Genomic DNA, 24,736 nt, shown 5'->3' with positions numbered 1-24,736 from the left:
CCGGTCTGCGTACCGGGTTCTTTTTTGTGAGGAGCAAGCCATGCGGCTGCTGTGGCTGCGCAACGATCTGCGCCTGGAGGATAATGCCGGCTGGCAGCACCTGGCGGATTACCGGGGCCAGACGGCGGCGGTGTTTATACTGCCGGCGCACTGGCGGACAACCGATGAGTACGGGCTGCACCGGCTGGGCGCGGCCAGGTCGGCCTATTTGCAGCAGGCGCTGACCGACTTGAGCGCGCGGCTGGCGCCGTTTGCGCTTACCCTGCTGCAAGGTGACCCGGCTGAGCTGCTGCTGGCCTGGCACGAACGCCAGCCCTTTGAGCTGGTGACCCACGCCGCTCAGGCGCCGGAAGAGGCCGGCTGGCTGACCCGGCTGCATGACGCCGGTGTGCTCCTGCATACCTTTGAGGCCCAGCCATTGTTTGCGCCCCAGCAGGTGGCGCCGTTATGTGAGAGGTTTCCCGCCAGCTTTACCGGCTTTCGTCAACAGGTGGAGAAAAAACCGGCCTGGCCGGTGCCGGCACCACAACCGGCCGTGGATCTCGGCCGGCTGCGCGCGGCGACCTGTCCGTTAACCTCCGGCATTGGCTGGCCGAAGTGGCCCGGTGAGCCGGTCCATCCCGCCTGGCACGGAGGCGAAACGGCGGCACAAGGCTGGCTTACGCATTACCTGTTTGAACGACGGGCCCTGAGCCATTACAAGGCCAGCCGCAACGAGCTGACTGGCCGCTATTTCTCCAGCCATCTCAGCGCCGCCCTGGCCTGGGGCTGCCTCTCACCCCGCACCGTGTGGCACCAAATTCTGGCGTACGAGCAGCACTGGGGCAGTGACGAGCACAGCTACTGGCTGCGCTTTGAGTTGCTGTGGCGGGAGTATTTTCACTGGTCGCTGCGGGTACACGACAGACAGTTGTTTGCCGCTGGCGGTCTTACCGGCCGAGCGGTGACTGGCGAGTTTAATGCCGCATACTGGCAGGCCTGGTGTAATGCCCGTACCGGCTGGCCGATGATCGACGCCGGCCTGAAGGAGCTGATGGCCACCGGGTTTTGCTCCAACCGTCTGCGGCAGAACCTGGCCAGCTGCCTCATTCACGAGTTGGGGCTGGACTGGCGGCTGGGCGCGCGTTTTTTTGAGCGGTATCTGGTGGACTTTGACGTGGCCAGCAACTGGGGCAACTGGGCCTATATCGCCGGCACCGGCCACGATCCGTGCCAGGGGCGCCGGTTCAACCCGCACCGGCAATGGCGCCAGTATGATCCCGGGCTTATCCACCTGCACCAGTGGCTGCCCGAGCTGGGCCCGGTCACCCTGGAGCAGGTAGAAAGCCACCAGCGCGGTGAGCAATTGCTGGATTACCCGGCGCCGCTGGTGCCGCTGGCCTAGCTCTGCTGGCTGCCCCGGGTCAGAGCGGCCGGGTCCAGCAGTTCGCGCAGTTCTTCTTCCGACAGCTCGGTTTCTTCCAGGGCCACCTCCAGAATGGGGCGGCATTCGGCATAGGCCTTTTTGGCGATGTCCGCCGCTTTTGCATAGCCGATCACCGGGTTCAGCGCCGTCACCAGTATGGGGTTGCGGGCCAGATTTTCATTGAGGTGCGCCTCGTTGAGGGTGAAGCCGTCGATGGCTTTGGCCAGCAAGGGAGCGCTGTTGGCCAGCAGTGTGATCATGGTGAGCAGGTTGCTGGCCACCAGCGGCAGCATGACGTTGAGCTGAAAATTGCCCGATTGCCCCGCCACCGTGTTGGCCGCATCCAGGCCGATCACCTGGGCCGCCACCATGGCCACCGCCTCGGGCACCACCGGATTAACCTTGCCGGGCATGATGGAGGAGCCTGGCTGCAACGCCGGCAGCTGAATTTCCGCCAGGCCGGTGAGCGGCCCCGAGTTCATCCAGCGCAGATCGTTGGCAATTTTCATCAGTGCCACCGCCAGGGTCCTGAGCTGGCCCGACAGCTCCACCGCCGTGTCCTGACAGCTCAGGGCGTAGAAGTAGTCGTCCGCCGGGCAGAAATCGAGCCCGGTGTGGCGGTTGAGGTAGTCACAGGCCAGTCCGGCCTGACGCGGATCGGCGTTGATGCCGGTGCCGATGGCGGTGCCACCCAGGGCCAGCTGTTGCAGCCGGCTCTGCATGCCCTGCAACCGGTCGCGGCCATACTGCACCTGAGTGGCCCAGCCGCCCAGCTCCTGATCAAGGCGCAGAGGCATGGCGTCCATCAAATGCGTGCGGCCGGTTTTTACCTTGTGCCGCAATTGCTCGCCCTTGCCGAGCAGGGTCTGCTCCAGCTGATACAGGGCCGGCAACAGCTCGCGGCTGCAGGCGAGGGCGGCGCTGACATGTATGGCCGACGGGATCACGTCGTTGGAGCTCTGTCCCATGTTGACGTCGTCGTTGGGGTGTACCGGCTGGCCCAGATGCCGGCTGGCCAGCCGCGCCAGCACCTCGTTGACGTTCATGTTGGTGCTGGTGCCCGAGCCGGTCTGAAACACGTCTACCGGAAAGGCATCGTCGTGCTCGCCGGCCATCACGCTGCGGGCGGCCTGCACAATGGCATCGGCCTTGTCCTGTCCCAGCCGGCCCAGCTCGGCATTGGCATGGGCACAGCCGGCCTTGATGGCCGCCACTGCATGAATAAAGGCCGGCGGCAGGGGTTGGCCCGAAATGGGGAAGTTGTTGATGGCGCGCTGGGTCTGGGCGCCATAGAGTGCCTGCTCCGGCACCGCGATCTCGCCCATGGAGTCCCGTTCGATACGTGTTTTCATTACCGTTCCCCCTGTTTTTAACCGTCAGGTTACAGGGAACAGCTTAGCACTCCGTCCTTCTGCTCAAAGCCGCGGGCGGTGAAAAAGGCGGCCAGTCCGGCCGCTTCGCCGGCAGGGGCCCGGGCCAGATCCAGCTCAAGCCGGGTCAGGCCCGCGGCCACGGCGTCCTCTTTCAGCCGGCGCAGCAGCTCGCTGCCCACGCCCCGGCGGCGGGTGAGGTCGCGCACCGCGAAAAAGCCGATGTGTTCTCCCTGGCGCCAGGCCAGGGCCACGGCGCGGTCGTTGAAGGTGGCCAGCAGAAAGGGCTGGCCCTCGGGCAGGAGGTGGTCCTGCAGAATGAGCTCCGCGTGGGCTCTGTGGCGCTCGGGCAGTTCAGTGAGGTGATGTACGGTGAGGCGCATGATGCCGCTCCTTAGCCATAAAAACGGCCATTCTAACACGCTCACGGTTCGACAAACGGGTCGTCCGGCGGCATTATGGCGCCGTGTTTTTCACCGTGATCACCTTCATGAGCTTTGACACCCGGGCGCAGAACCGCGCCATGACCCACTTTGACGAGCACGACAGCTTCTGGCTGTTCGGCTATGGCTCCCTTATCTGGAAGGCGGACTTTGCCTTTATTGAACGTCGTCCGGCCTGCATTCACGGCTGGGCGCGCCGTTTCTGGCAGGGCTCCCACGATCACCGCGGCACGCCGGCGGCGCCGGGCCGGGTGGCCACCCTGGTGCGTCAGCCGGGGGCCCTGTGCCACGGCATGGCCTACCGCATCGAGCCCGCCGTGCTGGCCCAGCTCGATCTGCGGGAAAAGAACGGCTATCTGCGGGCGCGGGTGGCGGTGCGGTTTGACGATGGCGGTGCCGAAGACGGACTGATTTACCTCGCCACCGAGCACAATGCCGCCTTTCTGGGGGAAGCGCCCCTGGCGGAAATGGCGGCGCAGATAGCCGGCGCCCATGGCCCCAGCGGCAGCAACCGGGAATACCTGCTCAACCTGGCCGAGGCGCTGGCGCGCCAGGGCGTGTACGACGAGCATGTGGCCGGGCTGGCGGCGCTGCTGCCGCCCGTTGAAGGAGAGTGCTGATGGATTGCCGGACGAACTGCGGTGCCTGCTGTATTGCCCCCAGCATCAGTGCGCCGCTGCCGGGCATGCCAAATGGCAAGCCGGCGGGGGTGCCCTGTGCTCATCTGCTGGAAGACATGCGTTGCGCGCTGTTCGGCCAGCCCGAGCGGCCGGCGCTGTGCGCCCGTTTCAGGCCCGCCGACGACGTGTGCGGCAGCAGCCGGGAAGAGGCGCTCTGGCTGATTGGTGAGCTGGAGGCCGCCACGGCCTGAGTGGCGCAGCCTAGCCCCGGCGCAGCCAGGGCAGGGGATCGATGGCCTGACCCCGGTAGCGGATTTCGAAATACAGGCCGGGTTTGTCCTGGCCGCCGCTTTCACCGCTGAGGGCAATGGCCTGGCCGGCTTTTACCTTGTCACCCGGGCCCAGCAGCAGAGACTGGTTGTGGCCGTACAGGCTTAAATAGCCCTTGCCGTGGTCGATGACCATCACCATGCCAAAGCCGTTGAGCCAGTCGGCGTACACCACCTGGCCGTTGGCCACGGCACTCACTTCCCGCCCGGCGGGAGCGCCAATCAGCAGACCCTTCCAGTTAAGCTGGCTGGTGCGGGCGGCACCAAACCGGTGCAGCAGGGTGCCCTTGAGCGGCCAGGGCAGGGTGCCCTTGGCCAGGCCACCAAAGTTGCCCTGAGTTTTGGCCACTACCGGCGTGTGCCCCGGCGGGCCGCCCTGGTTGCGGGCCGCGGCCAGCCGCTCCCGTTCAAGGCGTTCTCGTTCCTGACGCTCCCGTGCTTCCCGCTCGGCCCGCTCCCGGGCAATTTTGATCTGTTGCTCCAGGTGGCTGGCGGCCTGTTGCAGGTTGGCCAGCCGGCGGTTGCCCTGCTCCAGTTGCGCGTTAATTTTCCTGGCGGTCTGGTTGCGCTCGTTCTGGCGCTGCTGCAGCGACTGCTGTTGCTGTTGCTGGCCCGCCAGCAGCTCCTTCAGCCGGGCCCGGCCCTGCTCGGCCCGGCGGCGGTTGTCGGCCAGCTGGCGGCGAATATCCGCGAGTTGTTGCAGGGCATCGGCCCGGGCCTGATTGAGGTGGGCGTAATAGTGCAGCAGGCGATCGATGTCGCTGCTGTCCTGACCGTTGAGCAGCAGCTTGAGGTAGTCGTGGCGGCCGTTCTGATAGGCGGCGCGCAGCTGAGTGGCCAGCTGCTGCCGTTGTTCGTCGGCCTGGCGATTGAGGGAGTGGTGCTCCCGCTCGAGCCGGGCCAGCTCCCGCTCGTTGTCTTGCAGCCGGTTCCGGGTCTGGTTCAGCTCCCGGGCCAGGGCGGAGATGGCCTTTTCGTCCTTGGCCAGCTGTTGCTGCAGGGCCTTCAGCTCTCGCTGCTGCGCCTGAATATCCTGCTGTTGACGGTTGATCTGGCCCTTGACGTTGTTCAGATCCTTGCTGTCATCCGCCCATGCGCAAGCACCGGCCATCAGGCCGGTGCTCAGCAATATTGAAACAATCAGTCTTGGTGCGCCCATAGGGCTGTGATTATTTCAGAACCATCAGAGGCTTGCCAGTCATTTGCGGCGGGATTTCCAGCCCCATCAGGCTCAGCATGGTGGGCGCCAGATCCGACAGCCGGCCGCCTTCCACCGGGGTGGCATCGCGGCCGATGTAAATCAGCGGCACCGGCAGGTTGGTGTGGGCGGTGTGGGCCTGGCCGGTTTGCGGATTGACCATTTGTTCGGCGTTGCCGTGATCGGCGGTGATCAGCGCTTCGCCGCCCACCTTTGCCAGGGCCTCCACCACCCGGCCGATGGACTGGTCCACCGCCTCGCAGGCTTTCACCGCCGCCTCGAATACGCCGGTATGGCCCACCATGTCGCCGTTGGGGTAGTTGCAGATAATCACGTCGAACTCACCGCTCTCAATGGCTTCCACCAGCTTGTCGGTGAGCAGCCCGGCGCTCATTTCCGGCTGCAGATCGTAGGTGGCCACCTTGGGGCTGGGGATAAGCTCGCGCTGCTCGCCCTTGAAGCACGCCTCAATGCCGCCGTTAAAGAAGAAGGTGACGTGGGCGTATTTCTCGGTTTCCGAAATGCGCAGCTGGGTCTTGCCGTGATCCGCCAGCCATTCACCAAGGGTGTTTTCCAGCCGCACCGGCGGATAGGCGCAACTGGTGTGAATGTCGGCGGCGTATTCGGTGAGCATGACGAAGTCGGTCAGTGCCGGGCGCAGGCTGCGCTCAAAGCCGGCGAAGTCGTCTTCAACAAAGGCGCGGGTCAGCTCCCGGGCCCGGTCGGCACGGAAGTTCATAAAGATGACGGCGTCGCCATCCTGCATGGTGACCGGCGCGCCCACCACGGTGGCGTTGACGAACTCATCGTTCTCGCCCCGGTCGTAGGCGGCCTGCAGTGCGTCCACGCCGGAAGCGGCATGGAACCCGGCCTTGCCCCGGGTCAGCAGGTCGTAGGCAGTGTGCACCCGCTCCCAGCGGTTGTCGCGATCCATGGCGTAGTAGCGACCGATCACGCTGGCCAGCCGGCCCTTGCCCAATTTTGTAAACAAACCGTCAAAACGTTCGAGTGAACTCCGGGCAGAACGGGGCGGCACATCGCGGCCGTCGAGAAAGGCGTGCAGGTAAATTTCACCGGCACCGCGCTGGGCGGCCAGCTCCACAATGGCGGCAATGTGATCTTCGTGGCTGTGCACGCCACCCGGCGACAGCAGGCCCATGATGTGCACCGCGCGACCCTTGCTCACGGCGCCGTCCACGGCCTGGGTCAGGGCCGGGTTGGTAAAGAAGTCGCCGTCGGCAATGGCCTTGCCGATGCGGGTCAGCTCCTGATAAACGATGCGGCCGGCGCCGATATTGACATGGCCCACTTCGGAGTTGCCCATCTGGCCGTCGGGCAGGCCCACATCGTGGCCGGAGGTGGAGATCAGGGTGGAAGGGCGGGTTTTCATCAGGCCATCGAGCACCGGTGTGCGGGCGGTGTGAATGGCGTTGTGTTCGGTTTTTTCGCTGTACCCCCAGCCGTCGAGAATGAGCAGTACCAGGGGCTTTTTGGTCGAGTTCATGGTGTAACCCTATGTTGTTATTTGAAAGCTTGAAGCGAGCAACTGAAACTTGTGTGTCATATTACTACAACTGCCGAATTGGTCACCAGACAAGGGGCAGGGGTATTTGCCACAGGGTGATCCGGGCCTCCCTGCGGGCGGCCAAGGCGGCTGTTATTTGACGAGTCCCCATGTATACTCGGGCTTTTCCGTCTTTCGATACGCAAGAAGTAACATCATGCAAGAGTACCTTGATTTTGCCGCCCGGCACCCGCTGCTGACCATGGTCTGGCTGGGCCTGGCCTCGGCGGTGGTATACACCTCGATTATTTCCCGCCTGTCAAAGGTGAAGGTGGTTCCGGCCCAGGAAGCGGTCATGCTGATCAACAAGCAGAATGCGGCCGTGGTCGACATTCGCCCGGCGGAAGAATTCCGCAAGGGCCATATCGCCGGTGCCGTGAACGTGCCTCACGCTCAGCTCAAGGCCAACAACCTGAATCTGATCGAGAAGTACAAGGACAAGCCCCTGGTGCTGGTGTGCGAAAGCGGCATGACCACCGCCAGTGCCGGCCGGTTGCTGAGCAAGGCCGGTTTTGGCCAGGTGTTTACCCTGCGCGGCGGCATGGCCGACTGGCGAACCCAGAACCTGCCGGTGACCAAGCGCTAATTTTTACCACCCATTGAGCAAAAGGATAGTTTCATGGCCGAAGCAGCAAACGGCGCCGATGCCCAGGCGCAACAGCAGGTAGAATTCCAGATCCAGCGCATTTACCTGAAGGACGTGTCCTTTGAAGCCCCGGGCACGCCCCTGGTGTTCCAGAAAGAGTGGAAGCCCGAGGTGAAGCTGGATCTCGACACCAAGAGCGCCCGCCTGGGTGACAACGTGTTTGAAGTGGTGCTGACCCTGACCGTGACCTGCAACATGGGCGAAAACGAAACCGTTTACCTGTGCGAAATTCAGCAGGCCGGGGTGTTCACCATCGGCAACATGGCTGAGCCCCAGCTGGCACATTGTCTGGGCTCTTTCTGCCCCAACATTCTGTTCCCCTACGCCCGCGAAACCGTGGCCGGCCTGGTGAACAAGGGCTCCTTCCCGCAGCTGAACCTGGCGCCGGTGAACTTCGACGCCCTGTTTGCCGCCCACGTGCAGCGCGCCCAGCAGCAACAACAGGCCGACGCCTGATGACGCACGCCGCCATCAGCGTGCTGGGGGCCGGCTCCTACGGCACGGCCCTGGCCATTGCGCTGGCCCGCAATGGCCACCGCACCCTGCTGTGGAGCCACCGGCCCGAGCAGGTGGCGGCTCTGGCGGCGGACCGCTGCAACCGGGTATTTCTGCCCGATGCCCTGTTTCCCGACAGCCTCGAACTGGAAGCCGATCTGCAGCGGGCGGTGCAGGCCAGTCGCAATCTGCTGATTGTGGTGCCAAGCCATGTGTTCGCCGATGTGCTGCACCAGGTGAAGCCCTTTCTGCGCCCCGACAGCCGCATTGCCTGGGCCACCAAGGGGCTGGATCCGGCCACCGGCAACCTGCTGCAGCGGGTGGCCGAAGACGTAGTCGGCCCGGATCGCCCGCTGGCGGTGCTGTCGGGGCCGACCTTTGCCAAGGAGCTGGCCATGGGCCTGCCCACGGCCATTTCGCTGGCATCCACCGATGCGGATTTCGCTCGGGAGCTGGCGGATCTGGTGCACTGCGATCGCTCGTTCCGGGTATATCTGAACGACGACATGGTGGGCCTGCAACTGGGCGGCGCGGTGAAAAACGTGATCGCCATTGGCGCCGGCCTGGCCGACGGGCTGGGTTTTGGCGCCAATGCCCGCACCGCGCTGATCACTCGCGGTCTGGTGGAGCTGCAACGTCTGGGCGTGGCCCTGGGCGCCCAGCAGGACACCTTTATGGGCATGGCCGGCCTGGGGGATCTGGTGCTGACCTGCACCGACAACCAGTCCCGCAACCGTCGCTTTGGTCTGGCCCTGGGCCAGGGCAGCAGCGTGGACACCGCCATGGCCGAGATCGGCCAGGTGGTGGAAGGCTACCGCAACGCCGCCGAGGTGCATCAGCTGGCCGGGCGCCACGGGGTGGAGATGCCCATCTGCGAGCAGGTCTATCAGGTGCTGTATGAAGGCAAGAACGCCAGAGAGGCCGCCATCGCCCTGCTGAGCCGGGACCGCAAGGCGGAATAGCAGGGCCGGAAGGCTAAATCCGCAGCGAACACAGAAGCAAAAAAAGGAGCCTTATGGCTCCTTTTCGCGTTCGGGCCGAGCCACTCAGTAGTAGGAGTGTTCGCCGCGCTGGTGTTCGGTGGCGTCGCGTACGCCGGTGAGTTCACCCGGAAACAGCTCGAGCAACTGTTTCTCGATGCCTTCCTTCAGGGTGACGTCGACCATGGAGCACCCGTTGCAACCACCGCCGAACTGCAGAATGGCGAGGCCGTCTGCGGTGATCTCGGTGAGCACTACCTTGCCGCCGTGGCTGGCCAGGCCCGGGTTGATCTGGGACTGCAACACGTACTCCACCCGGTCGGCCAGGGGCGCGTCGTCGGGCACCTTGCTCATCTTGGCGTTGGGCGCCTTCAGGGTGAGCTGGGAGCCCATCTGATCGGTGACAAAGTCGATTTCGGCCTCTTCCAGAAAGGGCGCACTCTGGGGATCGACGATGGCTTCAAAGCCGTCAAAGGGCAGGTGGGTGTCATCGTGATCCACTGCATCGGGAGGACAGTAGGAGACTCCGCACTCGGCATTGGGGGTGCCCGGGTTAACCACAAAGACGCGAATATTGGTGCCTTCCGGCTGTTGTGACAGCAATTTGCGGAAGTGTCCCTGGGCGGTTTCGGAAATCGTAATCATTGCTATCCTCGTAAACCTGACTAAACAACTCAACTTTTATCATACTCCTGTTGCCGGGCCTTGAATAGCCGTCAGTGTTCAAGAGTGCGGCACACCGCCCACACTTCCACCCGCTCCACTCCGTGCGCCTGCAACAGCCGGGTCAGCTCGGCCATGGTGGCGCCGGTGGTGATGACGTCATCCAGCAGCGCCACATGGCGGTAGGGGCAGGAAGCGGTGGTAAAGGCACCGGTGAGGTTGCGCCGGCGCTCGGCCTTGCTCAAATGCGTTTGCGCGGCCGTGGCCCGGACCCGGCGCAGCAGGCGGTGATCGACCGTCAGGGCCGGCGGCAGTCCTCGGGCAATTTCCTCCGCCTGGTTGCCGCCCCGGCGCAGCCGCCGCCACCAGTGCAGCGGCACCGGCAGCACCGCCTCGGGCCAGGGCGGCAAGAGCCGCTCGGCCAGCAGCTGTCCCAGCAGGCGGCCGTTGAGCAGCCGGCCGTGGTACTTGAGGTCGTGCACCAGCCGGTTAAATGGGGCCTCATAGGGAGCCAGTACCTGCATGCGCTGCCAGGGCGGCGGCCGCTTCTGGCAGTGGCCGCAGCGGGCACCGGCCATGGGCAGCGGACAGGCACAGCCGGGGCAGGGATGTTCCAGCACCGGCAACTCGTTGCGACAGTGTTGGCACAGCAGCGCGGCGTCGTGGCAGTCCTGCCGGCACAACAGGCACTGGCCCCACCACAAGGAGCCGGATTGTAAGCGGGCGAGCAGGGGCCGTATCATGGCGTGGTCGTGATAAGGAAACATGCAATGAGTGTATATACAGAACAACACGGGCGAGGCCCGCATCTGGTGCTGCTGCACGGCTGGGGCATGAACGGCGCGGTCTGGCGCGGGCTGGCGGCCCGGCTGGAGACGGACTTTTGCCTGCACATCGTGGACTTGCCGGGCTTTGGGCACAGTGCTCCTTTGCCGGTTGGCAGCAGTCTGGCCGACTGGGCCGACAGCGTGCTGGCGGTGGTGCCGGAGCGGGCCGCCTGGCTGGGCTGGTCTCTTGGGGGACTGGTGGCCACTCAGGCGGCGTTGCAGGCACCCAGGCGGGTGAGTGCGCTGATCACCCTGGCCAGTTCCCCCCGGTTTGTCAGCGACGCCGGCTGGCCCGGCATCCGGCCCGAGGTGCTGAGCGGCTTTGAGCAGCAGCTGGCGGAAGATCACCAACTGGTGGTGAACCGCTTTCTGGCGCTGCAAGCCATGGGCAGCGAGCATGCCCGGGACGACATTCGCCGGCTGCGGGACAGCCTGGCCAGCAAGCCGGCCCCGGATCCGCAAGCCCTGGCGGCGGGTCTGGGCCTGCTGGGTGAAGTGGATCTGCGGGCGCAACTGGCGCAGCTGGAAATGCCATTGCTGCGGCTCTATGGCCGCCTGGACGGTCTGGTGCCGCGCAAGGCGGCGTCACTCACCGACGCCCTGGCTCCAAACAGCGCCAGCCACGTTGAGCCCAAGGCGTCCCATGCGCCCTTTATCTCCCACCCCGAGGCCACCGCCGAGCACATTCGCCGCTTTCTGCAGCATAAAGACTGAGCGCAAAGGCACGTTTGGGCGCCGGGCTGGGCTATAGTCAAAGGCACAGTCAGCAAGGCAAGCGCCTCATCAGGGAATGTTGCATGGCGATACCCGTGATCCTGCCCAACCTGCCGCCCAACCAGGCCCAGCCGGCCACCGAGGCGGCACGCGCCGATAACGTGCGTCGTCCGGCCATTCCGGTGATTCGGGCGGTGCAGCCCTATGTGGCCATTCGTCCGCGCGACCGGCAACGCCAGCGCAACCGTTGGGAAGAAGCCCTTGAGGCTTGGCTAAGCCTGCATCAGGGGGCGGTGTGCCTGATTGGCCCCAGCCCGGCCATGAGCCGCCGGCTGGCGGTGATCGACCGGCGCTACCACGCCCTCGACGGTCACGCCGATGCCATGCTGGATATCGAGGTCTGACCCAGCGGAGACACAGCCATGGCCAGTTACGACATCACCCTCAAACGCACCGAGCCGGTAGCCGACGGCACCCTGGCGCTGTTTTTCGACAAGCCCGGCGGCTTTGAGTTTACCGCCGGTCAGTGCGTGCGGCTGGTGCTCAAGGACCCGCCGGAAACCGACGGTGAGGGCAATGGCCGCATCCTGTCGCTGGCTTCGGCACCGGCGGAAAGCGAGCTGATGGTGGCTACCCGGCTGCGCGACACCGCCTTCAAGCGGGTGCTGGGCGGGCTCGCGCCCGGCGCCGTGCTTACCCTCAAGGGGCCTTACGGTAATTTTGTGCTGCCCGTCGAGGGGGATGCGCCCCTGGTGTTCATCACCGGCGGCATTGGCATTACGCCGGTGCGCAGCATGCTGTTGCAGTTGCTGGAAGAAGGCGACAACCGCGCTGTGACCCTGTTCTACGCCAACCGCCGCCTGGGGGACGCCGCCTTTCTCCATGAGCTGCAGCAGGCCTGCGCCGGGCGCAGCAATTACGAACTGGTGACCATTCTGACCCAGGATCCGAACTGGCCGGGGGAGCAGGGGCACCTGGATGAAGCCATGCTGCGCCGCCACGTGGTGGAGCTGAGCGAGCCGCTTTACTATCTGGACGGTCCCCCCGGGCTGGTGAGTGCCATGAGGTCGGTGCTGGCGGGGGCGGGCGTGTCCGACGACCGGGTGCGCACCGAGGAATTTGCCGGCTACTGAAAATAGACCTGCTTCGGCTCTGTGTGTAAAATTCGTGCTCTTTTTGTTGAACGACGAGATCACGCCATGGGCAGAGCCTATCAAAACCGCAAAGAATCCATCGCCAAGACCGCCAACGCCAAGAGCAAGGTCTACAGCAAGTACGGCCGCGAAATCTACGTGGTCGCCAAGGCGGGGGGCGCCGACCCTGATGGCAACCTGAGCCTGCGTGGCCTGATCGAACGCGCCAAAAAAGACCAGGTGCCTTCCCACGTGATTGAAAAGGCCCTGCAAAAGGCCACCAGCGGCGCCGGTGAAGACTTTTCCCCGGCCCGCTATGAAGGTTTTGGTCCCGGCAACTGCATGGTGATCGTCGACTGCCTCACCGACAACCCCAACCGCACCATTGGTGACGTGCGCCAGTGCTTCAACAAGGTTAAGGCCAAGCTGGGCAGTTCCGGCACCGTCAGCCACATGTTTGATCACTGCGCCATTCTGGTGTTTGAGGGTGACGACGAGGAAGCCGTGCTGGAGGCCCTGATGATGGCCGATGTGGATGTCACCGACATCGAGCTGGAAGACGGCAAGATCACTGTGTTTGCCCCCCAGACCGAGTATTTCAAGGCCAAGCAGGCCCTGAGCGAAGCCTTTGAAGGCATCGACTTCGAGGTGGACGCCATTCAGTTCGTGCCCCAGACCACGGTCCAGATCAGTGGCGACGACGTGGCTCAGATGGAGCGCTTCCTCGACATGCTCAACGACGTGGACGATGTGCAGAACGTTTATCACAACGCCGAATACTGATCACACTGGCTCGTATGGAATGTTAAAACCCTCCTTTTGGAGGGTTTTTTTATTGCCGTTTTCCGTGTGCTGGATCACAAAATAGATAACAATTATTTTTTCTTTTTGTGACAATGATGGCCATAAATAAGTGCTGAATGAGGCTTTTAGGCCGGTTTCTCGGCTTTTGGTTTCTTGTTTTTTGCTTATTAATCAGACTTTTGAGTTTGGTTTTCTGGCGTGAGGGGCCGAGTGTGCTTCCTGGGGAGTGACTGGCTGTGGCTAAAGGCATAATTCACAAGCGTGTTTACAGATCGTTAACGATTAGCTCATAATCAAAATCGTTAACGATTTACCCGTTTTTCTGTAAACAAGGAGTCTGTATGCGGATCAAGATTATCAACCCTAACACCACCCAGGCGTTTACCGATGCGCTGCAGCAGCTCGCCGACAGCGTGGCCCGGCCCGATACCCAGGTGCTGGCGGTGAGCCCGGCCACTGGTCCGGCCTCCATTGAAAGCTTTTACGACGAAGCCCTGGCGGTGCCCGGCGTGCTGGAAGAAGTGGCCAGGGGCGAGCGGGAAGAAAACATCGACGCCTATGTGCTGGCCTGTTTTGGCGACCCCGGCTTGTATGCCGCCCGCGAGCTCACCGACAAGCCGGTGCTGGGCATTGCCGAGGCGGCCTTTCATATGGCGAGCATGGCCGGTGCCTGTTTCAGCGTGGTGACCACCGCCCCCCGGGTGCGATTCATGACCGAGCACCTGGTCAGCCGCTACGGCTTTAACGAGCACTGCAAGCGCATTCGCACCACCCCCATGCGGGTACTGGATCTGGCCACCTCGCCGGACACCGCCATCGCCAAGGTGATTGCCGAGTGCCGGCTGGCCATGGCAGAAGACAAGGCGGAGGCCATTGTACTGGGCTGCGCCGGCATGTCGGCGCACCGGGAGTATATCGAACGCGAGATCGGTATTCCGGTTATCGACGGCACCGTGGCCGCAGTCAAGCTGTGCGAGGCCATGGTGGACATGAAACTGGGCACCAGCAAGGTGCTGACCTTTAACTGGCCACGCCCCGAGCTGGCCGCACCGGGCAAGGGACTGAAAATCGCCTGAACCCACCCGTAATCGCTCGGCCAACGACGGCCGGCGCAGGATGAGGGCGGCAACGCCCTCACGTGACGGAATACCGAGGACTAGACTATGGCTATTCAGAATGTAAACAGCGAAGCCGCCATTCCCATGACCACCGGCAAGGCCGAACCGGCACCCGCCGCTGGCCACGACAAGAAGGCCGGGGAAGAATCCCTGGCACCCCAGAAGCACCGCATTATGGGCCGGGTGTCCTACCTGCTGGCCTGGTTCGGTGGGTGCGTGTCGATCGGCACCTTTACCATGGGCTCCAGCATTGTTGGCACCCTCAACCTGGTGCAGGCGGTGGTGGCCATTGCCATCGGCTGTTTTGTGATCGGCATTGCGCTGGCCCTGAACGGTGCCGCCGGCTACAAGTACGGCATTCCCTTTATGGTGCAGGCCCGGGCCGCCTTTGGCTTTTCCGGCACCCGCTTCCCCGGCCTGGTGCGGGCCATACCCGCCATTGTCTGGTACGGCTTTCAGAGCTGGATCGGCGCCGGCGCCCTGAACGCGGTGTCGGCCACCCTGTTCGGGTTCGACAACCTGGTACTGTTCTTCGTGCTGTTCCAGTTCCTGCAGATCGGCCTGTCCATCTTTGGCTTCCAGGGCATCAAGTGGCTGGAAAACGTGGGCAGCGGCTTTATTCTGCTGGCGCTGGTGTACATGTTCTGGAGCGTGATCAACCGCTACGGTGACGAGATCACTGCCAACCTGGTGAACATGGAAGGCACCTGGGGTGTGCCCTTCTGGGGCGCGACCATGCTGTTCCTCGGCATTTACAGCACCATGATGCTGAACGTGAGCGATTACTCCCGTGAGCTGAAGGAAGGCACCAAGCCGGGTCTGCTGACCACCATCTACGCCATGTCCATTCTGCCCTGCACCCTGTTTATGGGCCTGATTGGCCTGATGGTCTCCGGTGCCACCGGTGTGTCCGACCCCATTCAGGTGTTCTCCAGCGCCGTGGACAATACCCCGCTGCTGATCATCACCCTGCTGTTCATCGCCTTTGCCCAGGTGACCACCAACGTACTGAACAACGTGGTGCCGCCCACCTACATCCTGATGGACGTGTTCAAGCTGAAGTTCCGCACCTCCACCATTATTGTGGGTCTGCTGGCCTTCTGCACCTTCCCCTGGGAGCTGGTGAAGGAAGAATCTTCCGCCGGTCTGCAACTGTTCGTACAGACCTACTCTGCCTTCCTCGGTCCCATCTTTGCGGTGATGGTGGTGGACTACTTCATCCTGCGTCGTCGCAAGCTGGATCTCGGCAAGCTGTATGACGAGAACGGCCCCTACAAAGGCGTGAACTACGCCGCCGTGGTTGCCGCCCTCACCGGTGCCGTGGTGGCTCTGACCTTCTCCTCGGTATCCTGGTATGCCAGTCTGATCCCGGCCGGTCTGACCTACTACCTGCTGATGCAGTACTGGAAGCCCTGTCAGCGCTTCCGCAACTGACCCCCAGGCCCCGCACTTATGGTGCGGGGCCACTTTCGTTTAACCAGAGGAGCCCGGTGCCATGTCCAGACTGGTTCTGATCAATCCCAACTCCAGTGTCCATACCACCGCCGCCATGGTGGCGCTGGCGCAGCGGGAGGCCGGCCGCATTCCGGTAACGGGCGTCAGCAACGCGGCGGCACCGGCGTTGCTGACCACGCCCGCGGAGATTGCTACCGCCGCTGCCGGCGTGATTGAGCTGGGGCTGGCGGCGGCCGCCGACGGGGCCTCGGCACTGGTGATCGCCGCCTTTGGCGACCCGGCGCTGGATGAACTGCGTGAGCGGGTCGGCATTCCGGTATTCGGCATTGCCGAGTCGGCCTTTCACGCAGCAGCCGGGCACGGCCGCCGTTTTGCCATTGCCACCATTACTCCGAATGCGGAGCTGCTGGCGTCGTTTGAGCAAAAGGCGGGCCGGCTTGGCTATGCTGAACAGTATGCCGGAGCCTGGGTGACCCCGGGCCATCCCGCCGAGCTGGTGCACTCAGCCGAAGCGCTGGATGCGGCCCTGGCCGAGGCGGTACGTCAGTCCGCCGAACAGGGAGGGGCCGAGGCGGTGATCATCGGTGGCGGCCCGCTGACCGGGTCGGCGCTGCGGTTGCAATCCCGTTTTGACATGCCATTGATTGTGCCGGTCGCCGCCGCTACGCGTGATGCGCTGGCTGCGCTCAACGCCGGCTGACATTGTCTTTATTTGCGTTTTCAAGGGAGATAAACGCCATGGACGACAAGCAACTCGAAATTACCCATCACGATCCTCTGCTTTACAACGAGGATCTGGCCCCCATCAAGCACAAGGATCGCAGCTGGGGCTGGTTTGAAATCTTCAACGTCTGGTCCAACGATATTCAGAGTCTGTTCGGTTATACCCTGGCCGCTTCGCTGTTTCTCAGTTACGGTCTCAACGGCTGGGCGGTGATGGCGGCCATTATACTGGCCGGCTTTATCGTAATGGTGCTGGTCAACCTGACCGGCAAGCCCAGCGTCAAATACGGTATTCCCTTTCCGGTGATGATCCGCTCCAGCATGGGGGTGCGCGGTGCCAACTTTCCGGCCATGCTGCGGGCCATTATCGGTATCTTCTGGTACGGGGTGCAGACCTATTTTGCCTCCACCGCCGTGACCCTGCTGCTGACCGCCCTGTGGGGCGCCGGTGACAGCGAATATCTCGGGCTGTCGGGCACCGCCTGGCTGTCGTTTGTGATCGTCTGGCTGTTCCAGATCCTGCTGTTCTGGCAGGGGATCGACAAGATCAAAACCTTTCTCAACTGGGCCGGGCCGCTGGTCTATGTGGTGATGCTGGTGCTGATGGCCATTGTCTGGTACCAGGCCGGCGATCAGCTGCTGCCGGCGGTGGCCACCATTTTTGATGGCGGCGGTGACTATCAGGGCAGTGACCTGGCGGCCTTTACCGCCATTGTGGGCACCATGGTGGCTTATTTCGCCGCCGTGGTGATCAACTTCGGTGACTTTACCCGCTTTGTGCGCAGCGAACGGGAAATGAAGATCGGTAATCTGGTGGGACTGCCGCTCAATGTGGCGTTCTTCTCCTTTATTGCGCTGATCATCACCGCCGGTACCCTGGTGCTGTTTGGCGAGGCGCTGACCAACCCGGCCGACATTGTTGAGCGGGTGGACTCGCTGCCGCTGACCATTATTGCGGCGCTGACCTTCTTTGCCGCCACCGTGGGCATCAATCTGGTGGCCAACTTCATTCCGCCGGCCTATGACCTGGCCAACCTGTTTCCCAAGGTAATCAGTTTCCGTATCGGTGGGCTTATTACCGCCGTGGTGGCCTTCTTTGTGGGCGCGCTGTGGGTGTCGGTGATCAGCCAGATCGGCATTCCCGGGTTTGTGAATGCCCTGGGGGCCATCGTCGCGCCCTTCTACGGCATTATCGTGGTGGATTACTACCTGGTGAAACGGCAGCAGCTGAACATGCAGCAACTGTTTTCCCGGGATCCGCAGGGAGCCTACTTCTATCAGAGTGGCTGGAACAAAAAGGCGCTCACCGCCTTTGCCATGGCGGCGGTATTTTCCGTTGCCACCGTATGGGTGCCGGCGCTCAGTGATCTCAACGGTTATGGCTGGCTGATAGGTGCGGCCCTGGGCGGCATTTTCTATTACTGGCTGATGCCCAGAGCCCGGGGCTGACCCGCTGGCGCTCCGGCATCAAGGATCAAAAAAGCCCTGCGAATGCAGGGCTTTTTACGACATGGCCGCTATCAGCAGCCTTTTTTGGGGTGGCATTTGCCGCTGCCACCGCCGCCACCATCGCCGCTGTCGTCGCCGTCGCTCTGGCCTTTGGGGCTGATATTGATGTTGAGGATGGCGGTCGCGGTATGCTGACCATCGCTGATGGTATAGCTCAGGGTATCGCCGCCGCGCTTGTTGCCGCTGCTGTACACCAGCCGGTTGTCGACCAGTGCCACCGAGCCCTTGCTGCCCTGGGTAAAGTCGCTGATGGTGAGTGCATCACCGTCGGGATCGCTGTCGTTGGCGAGCACGTCTATGGTCAGTGTGCCGCCGAGCTTGACGCTGGCGCTGTCGTCCACCGCCACCGGCGGCTGGTTGCCGTCATTCCCGGTGGTGGCAGAACGCACCGCCGACAGGGCGGTTTCGTTGCCGGACGGGTCTCTGGCCTTGACCTGAAAGCTGTAGCCGGTGCCGGGTTGCAGCCCGGTGGCGCTGTAGCCGGTGCCCTCCTGCCAGGGGCTGTTACTGCAGCCGCTGCCACCGGCGACGCACAGAAACTGGTACTGCACCAGGCCGGAATCGTCGCTGGCCGGGTGCACCGCCATGTCGATGCGGTCGGTTCCCTGCGCCGTGGGCGGCGTGGCCCACCAGCCTGCCGGATTGGGCGCCGGGGCGGTGGTGTCGCCCTGAGCCGGGGTCAGGCTGCCCGAGATGAAATACATGCCCAGGCTGCCGTAATCGCTGTAGGGGGTCACGCTGTTGCCGACCCCGGTCACCTCCAGGTAATAGCGGCCCGCCGCCAGGGTCTGCTCGATGTGCGCCATGGTGTCGTTCTGCGGGTCGGCGCTGATCACCAGCTTGCCTTCGGCGTCGTACAGGCTGGCCCGAATGTCGAGGTTGGCGCCGCGGCGGCCGTCGTTATAAAAGCTGTCCCAGGCCGGGGTGACGGTCAGGGATACGGGGCCGGCGGCAGTGTCGAAGCGGAACAGATCCCGATCTTGTGCCGTTTCGATGATGCCCTTGTTGTCCGGTGCCAGGTTGCCGGGATCGATTTCCGGTGAGGTGGAATGGATGTTGCCGGCGGCATCGGCGAGCAGCGGGGTGGCACTGGTCAGGTCGTTGCCGTGATCATCGGCACGTATGCCCAGCTTGTTGCCGATGATCTGAATATCGTTCTGGGTGTTGTTGGCGCCGGCGTATTCGCCCCGGCTCCACTGGGTGACCTGCGCATAGTAACCTACTCCCATGATCGGGCCCCAGGAAACATAGCCGGCGCCGTGGCCGCCGTAGTAACCCTGGGTGGAGGTGCCGTCGTGGCTGAGCCCCAGGTTGTGCCCCAGCTCGTGGGTCGCCGCTTCGGCCACCCAGGCCGACACATAGGGCCCCAGATTGTTGGCATACACCAGCGCCGGTGAGTAGTACTCGTAGTTGCTGCGTCCCCAGACGTCCACATAGGCAACGCCGCCGGCGCCCGCCGCCGGCATGGGCGTGCCGAATTCGTCGGTGTCTTCGGTGATCAGCACATGGCCCACGTTCGGGCCAAAGGCCGCAGGCGCCTCTGTGGTAACGTCGATGTCGAACGGCGCCATGTCTTCGGCGATTCGGTGCCAGATTTCGGCAATGCGGCTGCGCTCGGCGTCGCTGAAACTGTTCGGGCTGCCATCGGTATCGTAAGGCCTGGCGTAGAGAGGAGCGGTGCTCCAGGCGGTGTTGCTGAGCACATGGCCGTCAAAGTCGAGGAACACCACCTTGCCGGCGCCGGGCCGGCTGTGCAGAAAGAAGGTGTCTTCCGGCGCCACCGTCAGTGGCTCGGCCACCTCGTCGATGGCCGGCGCCTCGCCCTGTTCCGGCAGCACGGTGTCTTCATAGAAAATGGCGCCGTCCTGGTCGGCCCGCAGGAACTCGAAGTCCTGAGTGGGAATATTGAGCCGCTCGAGCCACTCCAGGGCCCGCTGCCGGGCGGGGAGGGGCAGCCTTTCGATCTGGGATTTCAGCCGGCCGGGAGGCAGATTGTCGGGGTTGCCGTCGAACCCGGGCGTGGCCTGGGCGGCAAACGTCACCAGCAGTGACATCAGACACCCGGCAAGGGGAGTGCTTGGTTTGAAGTTCATCCTGAGGTTCCTCGTTCGCCCGGCCTTCGCATGGCGGAGCGCGGTTATGATGCCACTGTGCCTGACGCGCCGGTCTCGGGTTGGCGCCGTATGGGGCGCTCCGGGCGGCGGTCAGGTAAAATGCTAGCGGGGTGACCCCGGCCCCGCCAGTTTCAGTCGGGCCGACGGCGGTGTGGCGGCTGGTCGTCCGCGGGTGTTTGCCCCGGTAGCCCGCGGCATTGCCCCGCCGGCCGGTGCGCCGTCGTGATCGGGCGCTCCGTGCCGGCCTTACGTCAGCGGGCGTCGCACGGGAGCCATGCCAGTCCGCTCTCAGCGGTAGCGGAGGGCGAGTTTCTTAACGAATGAGCACCTGATTGTTGACAATGTGAAGCTATGTTAATCTCGGGTTAAACGGTGGTCTTTTCACCGCGGTTTACGGGATGGCGGCGAGGCCATGACGCGCTCGCCCGGCCGAGCACACAGGACAAGCCAATGAATAATAAAAACACGGATCTGGACAAGGTTTACCAGCGTATCTGGGAGGCGATCGTTGCCCACAAGCTGCTGCCGGGTACCCGGCTGAAGGAAGAAGAGCTGTGCGACACCTTTGGCCTGAGCAGGGGCTTTGTACGCAAGCTGCTGCTGCAGCTGTCCTATCACAAGCTGGTCAACCTGGTGCCCAACAGTGGCGCCTTTGTGGCCGAGCCCTCACCGGAAGAGGCGAGGGACATTTTTCAGGCTCGCCGGCTGATTGAGGCCGAGCTGGTGCGGGAGCTGGCGAGCAAGTGCACCCTGAGGGAGAAAAAGCTGCTGCAGGAACACCTGGAAAAAGAGCACCAGGCACTGGAGCAGGGGGATCAGAGCCTGCGCATTCGTCTTTCGGGCGAGTTTCACCTGCTGATTGGCAAGCTGGCCAACAAGCCGGTGCTGACTTCCTTTCTGCACGAGATCATTCCCCGCTCGTCACTGATCGTGGCCCTGTATCAGCAAAGCGGCGTGCGCAAGGGCCATCATCATGCCGGGCCCTGCAGCGAGCACAATGAGCTGCTGGAAGCCATTGCCGGCCACCACACCGAGCGGGCGGTGCAGCTGATGATCGACCACCTTAACGAGATCGAGGCCCGGCTGCAGCTGGAACCGCCGGCAGAGGAAGACGTCAACCTCAAGCATATCTTTGCCGACTTCTGAAGCTTGACCGGCGTGCCCCTCCGGTTATGATGCCAACTTACTGATTTTACTTAAAATGACGCGGCGGCCCTGGGTCGCCGTTTTATCTGGGAGTAAAAGGGAATGGCGGATTTGGACTTCCTGAAGGCCAGCATAGCGCTGGCGAAGGACAACGTGGCCAGGGGTGGCCAGCCGTTCGGCGCCGTACTGGTAAAGGATGGTGAGGTGCTGGCGGAAGGCGTAAATCAGACCTATATCGACCACGATCCCACCGCCCACGCCGAAATTCAGGCATTGCGCAACGCCGCCCGCATTCACCAGCGGTCGCTGTTTGCCGGCAGCACCATGTATGCCAGCGGCAAGCCTTGCGCCATGTGCATGGCGGCCATGATCCAGGCCGGGGTCTCGCGACTGGTGTATTGCGCCGGCGACGACGTGGGCGAGGGCTACGGCTGGTCTACCGACTATCTCTACCGGCGCATGCAGCAGCCCTTTGGTGAACAGGGCGTTGTCACCGTGCATCTGCCGCTGGCAGAAAAAACCGCCGTGTTCGAGCTGTGGCGGGAACGCCACGGCCAGGGCGGCAACGAGCATATCAGGCGGGATTAGGTCGTGCCGGCGGCCGGCGCTATTGCCGGCAGGTGTCGTTGCAGGCGCTGATCAGCCGTTCCGCCAGCAGCTTGCTGTGGGCCGAGAGCTGGTCCTGGGCGTGCAGGGTCAGCTCCAGGTCCGGCACGTTCGGCAGACCGTCTTCCTCGGTGAGAATACGGTGTCTGGCGGTAACCAGCCGGCGGGGCAGCAGTGAGATGCCAAAGCCTTCTTCCACCGCGCAACAGACCCCCGACAGGCTGGTGCTCACGTAAGCCAGCCGCCAGCTTCGGCCCAGCCGGTCAAAGGTGTGGGCCATTTCCCCCCGGTACAGACCACCGATGGGAAAGGTGACCAGCGGCACCGGCTGACTGGCCAGGTTATTGCTCTCCAGGCCGTCTATCCAGCACAGCGGCTCGGGCCAGCTGGCCAGCCCGGGCACGCTGCCCGGGCGCTGCTTGACCAGGGCCAGATCCAGCTCGCCGCGCTGAAATTCCCGCCAGATGTCGCTGCACAGGCCACTTTTTACCTCCAGCCGAATGCCGGGGTACTGATCGGCAAATGCCGACAGCGCCGGCATGATGGCGTGGGTGGCAAAGTCTTCCGGCACGCCCAGGCGAATTTTCTGCTGTTCAATGCTCAGGCTGGTCTGGGCCAGCGCCTCGTGCATCAGCTGCAGAATGCGCCGGGCATAGTTGAGCACCCGCTCGCCTTCCAGGGTGGCGGTAATGTAGCGGCCTTTGCGGTTGAGCAGTTCGCAGCCGAGCTGGGATTCCAGCTTGCGTATCTGCTGGCTGACGGTGGACTGGGTGAGATGGGTGCTGTCGGCGGCACGGGTAAAGCTGCCGGTGTCCACCACGGCCACAAAGCTGCGCAGCAGCACGGGATCGAGCGTTGTCAGTTGAGTCATAGCAACCTGTTAGTGGTAAATGCACTGGCCTTCATTGGATTATTTAATTTATAAATTATTTGGCCATGCTCTACAATCCATGTGTTCAGCATTTAAGCAGTGCGGTACGCCTGTTTTCGCGACCGGGCTGCTTTCGTTGGCAATGTCCAACCATTCAGCATAAAGGACAAAGTAATGGCCCGTAATACCTATTATGCCCCCAAGGGCGGTCTGCCCCCGCAGACTCAACTGATCCACGATCGTGCCGTGTTTACCGAAGCCTACGCCGTGATCCCGAAAGGCGTGATGAGCGACATCGTGACCAGCTTCCTGCCGTTCTGGGACGAAACCCGCCTGTGGGTGATTGCCCGTCCGATGAGCGGTTTCTCCGAGACCTTCTCTCACTACATCATGGAAGTGTCTCCCAATGGCGGCAGTGAAAAGCCCGAGCTGGACCCCGGTGCCGAAGGCGTTATCTTCATCGTTGAAGGTGAAATGACCCTGACCCTGGAAGGCAAAGAGCACCACATGGAGCTGGGCGGCTACGCCTACCTGCCGCCGGGTGCCAAGTGGACCGTGAAGAACAACAGTGCCGCGCCGGTGCGCTTCCACTGGCTGCGCAAGGCCTACGAATACGTGGATGGCATCGACGTGCCGGAAGCCTTCGTGACCAACGAGAACGACATTGCGCCGACCTCCATGCCGGATACCAACGACGTGTGGGCCACCACCCGTTTCACCGATCCGACCGATCTGCGTCACGACATGCATGTAAACATCGTGACCTTCCAGTCCGGCGGTGTGATCCCGTTCGACGAAACCCACGTGATGGAGCACGGCCTGTACGTGCTGGAAGGCAAGGCGGTTTACCACCTGAACCAGGACTGGGTGGAAGTGGAAGCCGGCGACTACATGTGGCTGCGCGCCTTCTGCCCGCAGGCCTGTTATGCCGCCGGCCCGAGCCGTTTCCGCTACCTGCTGTACAAGGACGTGAACCGCCACATGGTGCTGAATCCGTCCCCCGCTTACCGCGGCAACCGTCGCTGAGCGACAGCGGAACAATAAAAAAGGCAGCCCTTGGGCTGCCTTTTTGTTTGCCGGCGGGGGCCTCCTTCAGCCGAAGGCAATCAGGCCTTGTCCTGCCGGAACAGGTGCACGTCCATTTGCGGAAAGGGAATACCGATGTTGTTGGCATCCAGCTCGTTCTTGATCTTTTCCAGCAGATCGAACTTCAGGTTCCAGTAATCTTCCGCCTTGACCCAGGGACGCACGATAAAGTCGACGGACGAGGCCCCCAGGTTGCTGACCGCAATGCGGTAGGCGGGCTCTTTCAGTACCCGGGGTTCGTTATCGAGAATGCGGGTCAGCACCTCCCGGGTGAGCTGGAGGTCGGCGTTGTAGGCCACGCCAATCACCAGATCGAGGCGGCGGGTGCTCTCCCTGGAATAGTTGACGATGCTGTCGTTGAGGATCTTGGAGTTGGGCACCACTATCATGCGGTTGTCCGGGGTCATCAGAATGGTGGTGAAGATCTGCACCGAGTGCACGGTGCCGGCGGTGCCGCCCGCTTCGATGTAGTCACCGGCCTTGAAGAAGCGAAAGCCAATCAAGAGCACGCCGGCGGCAAAGTTGGACAGGGAGCCCTGCAGCGCCAGACCGATGGCCAGGCCGGCGGCACCCACCACCGCCACAAAGGACGCGGTTTGTACCCCCACCCGGCTGAGCGCGGCGATGATCACAAAGGCCAGCAGGCCGTATTTGAGCAGGCTGGTCACGAAGTCGGAAATGGTGCTGTCGACCTTGCGCGCCTTGAGTACCCGGTTCAGGCCACCGGTGAGCATGCCCACGGCGATAAAGCCGATCACCAGGGTGAGCAGGGCGGCGGCCATGTTGACCGTGTAGCGAATAATCAGCTCCTGATTGTTCACAATCCAGCTTTGGGCATCCTGTAAAAAGCCCGCATTAAGGAGTTCGGTTTCCATTCTCTCGTGCCTCTGTGGTTATTGAAATGAAAGCGGCGGTCC

At 63.0% G+C, this 24,736-nt stretch carries 26 protein-coding genes; 17 read left to right on the top strand and 9 right to left on the bottom strand.

The features are described from left to right. Positions 1 to 40 precede the first annotated feature (40 nt). Entirely contained in the window at positions 41 to 1,384 is a 1,344-nt protein-coding gene (locus PU634_RS15030) for a DASH family cryptochrome (protein WP_306761574.1), read from the top strand. Here PU634_RS15030 and PU634_RS15025 read toward each other — a convergent pair. Both PU634_RS15025 and PU634_RS15020 read right to left on the bottom strand, forming a co-directional pair. Beyond that, complete coding sequence (locus PU634_RS15025) at positions 1,381 to 2,757, bottom strand: class II fumarate hydratase (protein ID WP_306761573.1); 1,377 nt, start codon at positions 2,755 to 2,757, stop codon at positions 1,381 to 1,383. The two genes, PU634_RS15030 and PU634_RS15025, sit on opposite strands and share 4 nt — an antisense overlap. 29 nt (positions 2,758 to 2,786) lie before the next feature. Continuing rightward, the gene (locus PU634_RS15020; protein ID WP_306761572.1) at positions 2,787 to 3,158 is read right to left on the bottom strand and encodes a GNAT family N-acetyltransferase; all 372 of its coding nucleotides are present in this window, start codon (positions 3,156 to 3,158) and stop codon (positions 2,787 to 2,789) included. A 107-nt stretch (positions 3,159 to 3,265) separates the two neighbouring features. Between PU634_RS15020 and PU634_RS15015 the strand changes: the two genes are divergently transcribed. Both PU634_RS15015 and PU634_RS15010 read left to right on the top strand, forming a co-directional pair. Next, positions 3,266 to 3,838 (top strand): gamma-glutamylcyclotransferase, encoded by a 573-nt coding sequence (locus PU634_RS15015; RefSeq protein WP_306761571.1) that lies wholly within the window; start codon positions 3,266 to 3,268, stop codon positions 3,836 to 3,838. Beyond that, entirely contained in the window at positions 3,838 to 4,089 is a 252-nt protein-coding gene (locus PU634_RS15010; RefSeq protein WP_306761570.1) for a YkgJ family cysteine cluster protein, read from the top strand. Before PU634_RS15015 ends, PU634_RS15010 begins: the two co-directional genes overlap by 1 nt. A 10-nt stretch (positions 4,090 to 4,099) precedes the next feature. On the opposite strand, the gene envC is transcribed toward PU634_RS15010, so the two are convergent. Both envC and gpmM read right to left on the bottom strand, forming a co-directional pair. Then, the gene (gene envC, locus PU634_RS15005) at positions 4,100 to 5,326 is read right to left on the bottom strand and encodes a murein hydrolase activator EnvC (RefSeq protein WP_306761569.1); all 1,227 of its coding nucleotides are present in this window, start codon (positions 5,324 to 5,326) and stop codon (positions 4,100 to 4,102) included. Positions 5,327 to 5,336: 10 nt separating this feature from the next. Further along, positions 5,337 to 6,869: a 2,3-bisphosphoglycerate-independent phosphoglycerate mutase gene (gene gpmM / locus PU634_RS15000; RefSeq protein WP_306761568.1), complete on the bottom strand. Its 1,533-nt coding sequence runs from the start codon at positions 6,867 to 6,869 to the stop codon at positions 5,337 to 5,339. Between the two features lie 217 nt (positions 6,870 to 7,086). Between gpmM and PU634_RS14995 the strand changes: the two genes are divergently transcribed. Genes PU634_RS14995 through gpsA form a run of 3 tightly spaced genes read left to right on the top strand, consistent with a single transcriptional unit; the run spans position 7,087 to position 9,032 of the window. Beyond that, complete coding sequence (locus PU634_RS14995; RefSeq protein WP_306761567.1) at positions 7,087 to 7,515, top strand: rhodanese-like domain-containing protein; 429 nt, start codon at positions 7,087 to 7,089, stop codon at positions 7,513 to 7,515. 33 nt (positions 7,516 to 7,548) lie between these two features. Further along, complete coding sequence (secB, locus tag PU634_RS14990) at positions 7,549 to 8,031, top strand: protein-export chaperone SecB (protein ID WP_306761566.1); 483 nt, start codon at positions 7,549 to 7,551, stop codon at positions 8,029 to 8,031. After that, a complete protein-coding gene (gpsA, locus tag PU634_RS14985; protein WP_306761565.1) occupies positions 8,031 to 9,032 on the top strand; it encodes an NAD(P)H-dependent glycerol-3-phosphate dehydrogenase in 1,002 nt (333 codons plus the stop codon). Before secB ends, gpsA begins: the two co-directional genes overlap by 1 nt. A gap of 84 nt (positions 9,033 to 9,116) precedes the next feature. Here the strand turns inward: gpsA and nfuA are convergent, their stop codons facing one another. Further along, complete coding sequence (gene nfuA, locus PU634_RS14980) at positions 9,117 to 9,695, bottom strand: Fe-S biogenesis protein NfuA (protein ID WP_306761564.1); 579 nt, start codon at positions 9,693 to 9,695, stop codon at positions 9,117 to 9,119. 71 nt (positions 9,696 to 9,766) lie between these two features. Further along, positions 9,767 to 10,456, bottom strand: a complete 690-nt coding sequence (locus tag PU634_RS14975) for a ComF family protein (protein ID WP_306761563.1) — start codon at positions 10,454 to 10,456, stop codon at positions 9,767 to 9,769. A gap of 27 nt (positions 10,457 to 10,483) precedes the next feature. On the opposite strand from PU634_RS14975, the gene bioH reads away from it, so the two are divergent. The 8 genes from bioH to PU634_RS14935 all read left to right on the top strand — a co-directional run bounded on the left by bioH (position 10,484) and on the right by PU634_RS14935 (position 17,936). Further along, positions 10,484 to 11,254, top strand: coding sequence for a pimeloyl-ACP methyl ester esterase BioH (bioH, locus tag PU634_RS14970; RefSeq protein WP_306761562.1), 771 nt, complete (start codon positions 10,484 to 10,486; stop codon positions 11,252 to 11,254). Between the two features lie 83 nt (positions 11,255 to 11,337). Next, positions 11,338 to 11,658, top strand: coding sequence for a hypothetical protein (locus PU634_RS14965; RefSeq protein WP_306761561.1), 321 nt, complete (start codon positions 11,338 to 11,340; stop codon positions 11,656 to 11,658). Between the two features lie 18 nt (positions 11,659 to 11,676). Further along, a complete protein-coding gene (locus tag PU634_RS14960) occupies positions 11,677 to 12,387 on the top strand; it encodes a ferredoxin--NADP reductase (RefSeq protein ID WP_306761560.1) in 711 nt (236 codons plus the stop codon). Positions 12,388 to 12,453: 66 nt separating this feature from the next. Next, on the top strand, positions 12,454 to 13,170 hold the full coding sequence (locus tag PU634_RS14955; protein ID WP_306761559.1) for a YebC/PmpR family DNA-binding transcriptional regulator: 717 nt from the start codon (positions 12,454 to 12,456) through the stop codon (positions 13,168 to 13,170). A 362-nt stretch (positions 13,171 to 13,532) separates the two neighbouring features. After that, on the top strand, positions 13,533 to 14,267 hold the full coding sequence (locus PU634_RS14950; protein ID WP_306761558.1) for an aspartate/glutamate racemase family protein: 735 nt from the start codon (positions 13,533 to 13,535) through the stop codon (positions 14,265 to 14,267). Positions 14,268 to 14,354: 87 nt separating this feature from the next. After that, positions 14,355 to 15,743 carry an NCS1 family transporter gene (locus tag PU634_RS14945; protein WP_306761557.1) on the top strand — a complete coding sequence of 463 codons (1,389 nt, stop codon included), beginning with the start codon at positions 14,355 to 14,357 and terminating at the stop codon, positions 15,741 to 15,743. A 61-nt stretch (positions 15,744 to 15,804) separates the two neighbouring features. Beyond that, complete coding sequence (locus tag PU634_RS14940; RefSeq protein ID WP_306761556.1) at positions 15,805 to 16,464, top strand: aspartate/glutamate racemase family protein; 660 nt, start codon at positions 15,805 to 15,807, stop codon at positions 16,462 to 16,464. Positions 16,465 to 16,502: 38 nt separating this feature from the next. After that, complete coding sequence (locus tag PU634_RS14935; protein ID WP_306761555.1) at positions 16,503 to 17,936, top strand: NCS1 family nucleobase:cation symporter-1; 1,434 nt, start codon at positions 16,503 to 16,505, stop codon at positions 17,934 to 17,936. 71 nt (positions 17,937 to 18,007) lie between these two features. On the opposite strand, the gene PU634_RS14930 is transcribed toward PU634_RS14935, so the two are convergent. Further along, on the bottom strand, positions 18,008 to 20,089 hold the full coding sequence (locus PU634_RS14930; protein ID WP_306761554.1) for an Ig-like domain-containing protein: 2,082 nt from the start codon (positions 20,087 to 20,089) through the stop codon (positions 18,008 to 18,010). 471 nt (positions 20,090 to 20,560) lie between these two features. Between PU634_RS14930 and PU634_RS14925 the strand changes: the two genes are divergently transcribed. Next, positions 20,561 to 21,256: a GntR family transcriptional regulator gene (locus PU634_RS14925; RefSeq protein ID WP_306761553.1), complete on the top strand. Its 696-nt coding sequence runs from the start codon at positions 20,561 to 20,563 to the stop codon at positions 21,254 to 21,256. A gap of 102 nt (positions 21,257 to 21,358) precedes the next feature. Beyond that, positions 21,359 to 21,844, top strand: coding sequence for a nucleoside deaminase (locus PU634_RS14920; protein ID WP_306761552.1), 486 nt, complete (start codon positions 21,359 to 21,361; stop codon positions 21,842 to 21,844). Between the two features lie 19 nt (positions 21,845 to 21,863). Here PU634_RS14920 and PU634_RS14915 read toward each other — a convergent pair whose 3' ends face one another. After that, positions 21,864 to 22,733: a LysR substrate-binding domain-containing protein gene (locus PU634_RS14915; RefSeq protein ID WP_306761551.1), complete on the bottom strand. Its 870-nt coding sequence runs from the start codon at positions 22,731 to 22,733 to the stop codon at positions 21,864 to 21,866. Between the two features lie 174 nt (positions 22,734 to 22,907). Here PU634_RS14915 and PU634_RS14910 point away from each other — a divergent pair, with 174 nt between their 5' ends. Continuing rightward, positions 22,908 to 23,759 carry a bifunctional allantoicase/(S)-ureidoglycine aminohydrolase gene (locus tag PU634_RS14910; protein ID WP_306761550.1) on the top strand — a complete coding sequence of 284 codons (852 nt, stop codon included), beginning with the start codon at positions 22,908 to 22,910 and terminating at the stop codon, positions 23,757 to 23,759. 80 nt (positions 23,760 to 23,839) lie between these two features. On the opposite strand, the gene mscS is transcribed toward PU634_RS14910, so the two are convergent. Beyond that, positions 23,840 to 24,694 (bottom strand): small-conductance mechanosensitive channel MscS, encoded by an 855-nt coding sequence (gene mscS / locus PU634_RS14905; RefSeq protein WP_306761549.1) that lies wholly within the window; start codon positions 24,692 to 24,694, stop codon positions 23,840 to 23,842. Positions 24,695 to 24,736 lie beyond the last annotated feature (42 nt).

Source organism: Oceanimonas pelagia, assembly GCF_030849025.1.
GTDB classification, from domain to species: domain Bacteria; phylum Pseudomonadota; class Gammaproteobacteria; order Enterobacterales; family Aeromonadaceae; genus Oceanimonas; species Oceanimonas pelagia.
This window is presented reverse-complemented; position numbering and strand designations above follow the sequence as displayed.

What these genes read in the sequence shown, in the direction of transcription:
- PU634_RS15030 (WP_306761574.1), top strand. Translation starts at nt 41, where the DNA reads ATGCGGCTGCTGTGGCTGCGCAACGATCTGCGCCTGGAGGATAATGCC.
- PU634_RS15025 (WP_306761573.1), bottom strand. Translation starts at nt 2,757, where the DNA reads ATGAAAACACGTATCGAACGGGACTCCATGGGCGAGATCGCGGTGCCG.
- PU634_RS15020 (WP_306761572.1), bottom strand. Translation starts at nt 3,158, where the DNA reads ATGCGCCTCACCGTACATCACCTCACTGAACTGCCCGAGCGCCACAGA.
- PU634_RS15015 (WP_306761571.1), top strand. Translation starts at nt 3,266, where the DNA reads ATGAGCTTTGACACCCGGGCGCAGAACCGCGCCATGACCCACTTTGAC.
- PU634_RS15010 (WP_306761570.1), top strand. Translation starts at nt 3,838, where the DNA reads ATGGATTGCCGGACGAACTGCGGTGCCTGCTGTATTGCCCCCAGCATC.
- envC (WP_306761569.1), bottom strand. Translation starts at nt 5,326, where the DNA reads ATGGGCGCACCAAGACTGATTGTTTCAATATTGCTGAGCACCGGCCTG.
- gpmM (WP_306761568.1), bottom strand. Translation starts at nt 6,869, where the DNA reads ATGAACTCGACCAAAAAGCCCCTGGTACTGCTCATTCTCGACGGCTGG.
- PU634_RS14995 (WP_306761567.1), top strand. Translation starts at nt 7,087, where the DNA reads ATGCAAGAGTACCTTGATTTTGCCGCCCGGCACCCGCTGCTGACCATG.
- secB (WP_306761566.1), top strand. Translation starts at nt 7,549, where the DNA reads ATGGCCGAAGCAGCAAACGGCGCCGATGCCCAGGCGCAACAGCAGGTA.
- gpsA (WP_306761565.1), top strand. Translation starts at nt 8,031, where the DNA reads ATGACGCACGCCGCCATCAGCGTGCTGGGGGCCGGCTCCTACGGCACG.
- nfuA (WP_306761564.1), bottom strand. Translation starts at nt 9,695, where the DNA reads ATGATTACGATTTCCGAAACCGCCCAGGGACACTTCCGCAAATTGCTG.
- PU634_RS14975 (WP_306761563.1), bottom strand. Translation starts at nt 10,456, where the DNA reads ATGATACGGCCCCTGCTCGCCCGCTTACAATCCGGCTCCTTGTGGTGG.
- bioH (WP_306761562.1), top strand. Translation starts at nt 10,484, where the DNA reads ATGAGTGTATATACAGAACAACACGGGCGAGGCCCGCATCTGGTGCTG.
- PU634_RS14965 (WP_306761561.1), top strand. Translation starts at nt 11,338, where the DNA reads ATGGCGATACCCGTGATCCTGCCCAACCTGCCGCCCAACCAGGCCCAG.
- PU634_RS14960 (WP_306761560.1), top strand. Translation starts at nt 11,677, where the DNA reads ATGGCCAGTTACGACATCACCCTCAAACGCACCGAGCCGGTAGCCGAC.
- PU634_RS14955 (WP_306761559.1), top strand. Translation starts at nt 12,454, where the DNA reads ATGGGCAGAGCCTATCAAAACCGCAAAGAATCCATCGCCAAGACCGCC.
- PU634_RS14950 (WP_306761558.1), top strand. Translation starts at nt 13,533, where the DNA reads ATGCGGATCAAGATTATCAACCCTAACACCACCCAGGCGTTTACCGAT.
- PU634_RS14945 (WP_306761557.1), top strand. Translation starts at nt 14,355, where the DNA reads ATGGCTATTCAGAATGTAAACAGCGAAGCCGCCATTCCCATGACCACC.
- PU634_RS14940 (WP_306761556.1), top strand. Translation starts at nt 15,805, where the DNA reads ATGTCCAGACTGGTTCTGATCAATCCCAACTCCAGTGTCCATACCACC.
- PU634_RS14935 (WP_306761555.1), top strand. Translation starts at nt 16,503, where the DNA reads ATGGACGACAAGCAACTCGAAATTACCCATCACGATCCTCTGCTTTAC.
- PU634_RS14930 (WP_306761554.1), bottom strand. Translation starts at nt 20,089, where the DNA reads ATGAACTTCAAACCAAGCACTCCCCTTGCCGGGTGTCTGATGTCACTG.
- PU634_RS14925 (WP_306761553.1), top strand. Translation starts at nt 20,561, where the DNA reads ATGAATAATAAAAACACGGATCTGGACAAGGTTTACCAGCGTATCTGG.
- PU634_RS14920 (WP_306761552.1), top strand. Translation starts at nt 21,359, where the DNA reads ATGGCGGATTTGGACTTCCTGAAGGCCAGCATAGCGCTGGCGAAGGAC.
- PU634_RS14915 (WP_306761551.1), bottom strand. Translation starts at nt 22,733, where the DNA reads ATGACTCAACTGACAACGCTCGATCCCGTGCTGCTGCGCAGCTTTGTG.
- PU634_RS14910 (WP_306761550.1), top strand. Translation starts at nt 22,908, where the DNA reads ATGGCCCGTAATACCTATTATGCCCCCAAGGGCGGTCTGCCCCCGCAG.
- mscS (WP_306761549.1), bottom strand. Translation starts at nt 24,694, where the DNA reads ATGGAAACCGAACTCCTTAATGCGGGCTTTTTACAGGATGCCCAAAGC.